Genomic DNA, 3,175 nt, shown 5'->3' on the forward strand with positions numbered 1-3,175 from the left:
AACCAGCACCAGGACACAGCAGCAACGGACCACCATCGACACCACCGCCACGCTGAGCTGGCTTCCGCTGAGCGGCAGCGGACTCATCTACTCGAAAAGCCTTTTCGGAGAGTGCGAACCGCGACGACACGGCCAACGGCGGCTGAGCATTGGGCCCGCTGCACGACCAAGAGGTCATTGAGCCACTTCGGGTTGGGGCGGACAGGTTTCACCTGTGTGGTGGTCGAGCACCGAATCTGAGGCCAGACCAATGGCAAGTCTGTATCACAGATCTCGCACAACCGATACCGCACACCGCCTGCGGGCCGGTGCCTCCGGCCTGGCACCGGTCATGTCGGTGAGCACCGCTGTATGCACGCCGGTGACAGACAATCGAACCATCGTCCGTGCTGCCTGGCGGGCATTCGCGAGTCATGATGCCGAGCAGATCGCACCGGGCTTCACCGCCGACGCGGAATGGCGAGCACCGGAGGGTAACGCGACCGCGGTAGCTCTCGCCGGGCCCGGCCACATAATCGGCAGAGAGGCCATCACGCAATTCTCGCCCACGACTTCGGGCGACTGTTCGTGAGCGAGGTCGATGTCGAGTTCCACGGTTTCTACGCCGAAGGCGACCGGGTGATCGTGGAAGAGACGATGAGCGCCACGCTCGCGAACGGCAACCGCTATATCAACGACTACTGCTCCGTATTCGAGTTGCGGGACGGTCTGATCCACCGGGTCCGGGAGTACATGGACACCGCACGCGGGCATCGCGCCATCTTCGGAGAATCCACGTCGGGCCACCGGCGCGCGAACTCGGGCGGCGTCCCCTGCACCTTCGGCAGGCAACGTATGACCTCCGCGGGTGTGGCGTACCCACCATCGAGTTCGGCACCACATAAGGTCTGACTCGGTCCGCCCAACCGGGGCAGCTGAGTGGAGGGTTCGAAGAATGAAGTTCGAGATAGTCACTGCTGCAGCCGTCCTGGCCGTCTCGGCCGTGTGCGTCACCGCGGCGACCGCCCAGGCGGCGCCGTCCGCTACGCAGCAGCCGGCCGTGATGACCGCGGCGGACACGATTTCCGGTGTGGATCACGGAATCGACTACCGGGTCACCGTTTCGCCGGTCGACGGGGCCGTTGTGACCACCGTCGCGAACGGCGAGTTCCGGATCACGCGCAACGGTGCGGTGACGCTCGAATCCGCCGACGGCGTGGCGGTAACCGAAGTGCCGCAACAGTTCACCATCGGTGAGCGCTCCATCGCGATGGCACAGCATATCGGCGCGGACGGCCGGACTCTGCGGCTGACACCCACCCCGACAGCGGAAGATATCGCGGAGCTGCGCGACATCAGCTCCTACGACCGGCTGAAGCAGCAGATCGACAAGAACATGCCCGGCGTCGTCGGCGGCGCCATCGTGGGCGGCCTCCTCGGAGCATGCCTGCCCCTCATCTGGGGGATCAGTATCCCTGCGGGCGTGTTGATCGGTGGAACCGTCGGCGGATACATTGTCGGTGGCCCGGAGTTCCTCGGCGCGGTGGAGGCGTTCGCCACCGGCCGGCCGTGATCGCTGCTGTGTACGCGCTCCCGGCCTCGACCGCCGGTCGGGCATAGGCGAATGCCACCGAATGCTCTGCGCCCGACATTCGTTCGGAGATATCGGTTGAGAAAGTCGCAGGCTTCGGTGGCAGTCGGCCGGCATCCGGTCGAACCGGCATCCGGATCAACGGCGGCAGCCGATCCGGACGAGCGACTAGATCGCCAGCGGCGCGGATTCGGGAAATGCCACCGGCAATGCAGTCAGCGCACGTTGGAAAGGGCCCGGACGCCAGGTCAGCTCCTCGGCCGGTACGGCGAGTCGCAGCTCGGGCAGTGCGTCGAGCAGCTGGTCGATCGCCTCTTGCGCAACCAGGTAGGCCACCTCTTTCGCCGGGCACATATGCGCTCCGATGCTCCACGCGAGGTGGGCCCGGTTGTCGGTGTACGCCCCGGTATCGATGGCCGGATCGTTGTTGCAGGCGGCAAGGCTGATCATCACCGGCCGATGGGCAGGCAGCCAGACGCCGTCGATCAGAACCGGCTGGCGGGGGAACGAGACCGCGTAGTTCGCCACCGGCGGATCGGTGAACAGCACCTCGTCCACAGCGTCCCGGGTGGACAGGCTCCCGCCGATGATGCCGCCGGCGAAACGCTCGTCGGTGAGTATCAGCCGGAGCGTATTGACGATCAGGTTCTGCAGCGGTTCGATCCCTGCTCCGTAGAAGCTGAGTAGGTTGTGCATCATCTCCTCGTCGTCGAGGTTCGCCGGGTCCCGCACCATCCGGGTGACGATGTCCGGGCCGGGTTCGGTCCTTTTCAGGCTCACCAGATCGGCCATGGCCTGTTCCAGGTCGGCACCGCCCTCGCCGGCGCCCGCTCCCGTGCCCTCCACCATTGCCGCCATTCCCGCGGCGGCGCGTCGACCGATCTCGGATGGACAACCCAGAATGTCGTTGATGAGCGCGAACGTCAGCGGAAACGCGTACTGCCCGACGAGTTCCGCCGAACCTGTACTGCAGAAAGCATTGATGAGCGGCACGGCGATCCTTTCCACTCGGGTGTGGATCGAGAACAGATCGACCCCGGTCACCCCGGCGACAGTCGCCTGCCGGTAACGAGCGTGCACAGAGCCGGAGTTCCGGACAGCCGAGGGGCGCCATTCCAGGAGCGGTAGGACGGGGCAATCGCGCGGGATATCTCGCTGCCAGATACGGGAATCCGCTGGGAAGTGCTCGGGGTCGTTGAGGATGCGCACGGCAGTGTGATAGCCGACGACAAGTGTCGCCGGGACCCCGGGCGCCAGCTCCACCGGCACCAACGCACCGTATCGACGGCGCATTTCGCGATAGAAGTCGTGCGGTGCCTGAGCGATCTCCGCGGCGTAGAACGGAACCCGCGGCTCATCGGTACTCTGTGGTGAGCCGTGGATCAGCGGGAATTCCGTGGACCGAGGGTCGGGCGGCGACGAAAACAACAGTGTCACTCCAGATGTACAGGCGGATGCGGCGTTGCGGAGGCAGCTCTGCCGACGCCTCCGGAACGCCGGGGAGACTACTCGAGACGAATGTCCGTTCCGGACAAACCGACCGGTACCGGTCATTTCGTATTCGAACTGCAACCCGCGGTACTCGTCCGGCCGCGAGGCCTGCCG

At 65.5% G+C, this 3,175-nt stretch carries 3 protein-coding genes; 2 read left to right on the forward strand and 1 reads right to left on the reverse strand.

The genetic code is table 11. The annotated features are described in order from the left end of the window. The first annotated feature begins 567 nt into the window (after positions 1-567). Positions 568-891, forward strand: coding sequence for a nuclear transport factor 2 family protein (locus ACWCPQ_RS15265; protein WP_449898883.1), 324 nt, complete (start codon positions 568-570; stop codon positions 889-891). 43 nt (positions 892-934) lie between these two features. Then, a complete protein-coding gene (locus tag ACWCPQ_RS15270; RefSeq protein WP_449898885.1) occupies positions 935-1,552 on the forward strand; it encodes a hypothetical protein in 618 nt (205 codons plus the stop codon). 186 nt (positions 1,553-1,738) lie between these two features. Here ACWCPQ_RS15270 and ACWCPQ_RS15275 read toward each other — a convergent pair whose 3' ends face one another. Then, a complete protein-coding gene (locus ACWCPQ_RS15275; protein WP_449898901.1) occupies positions 1,739-2,998 on the reverse strand; it encodes a cytochrome P450 in 1,260 nt (419 codons plus the stop codon). Between the last annotated feature and the right edge of the window lie 177 nt (positions 2,999-3,175).

This window comes from Nocardia sp. NPDC001965 (genome assembly GCF_053594175.1).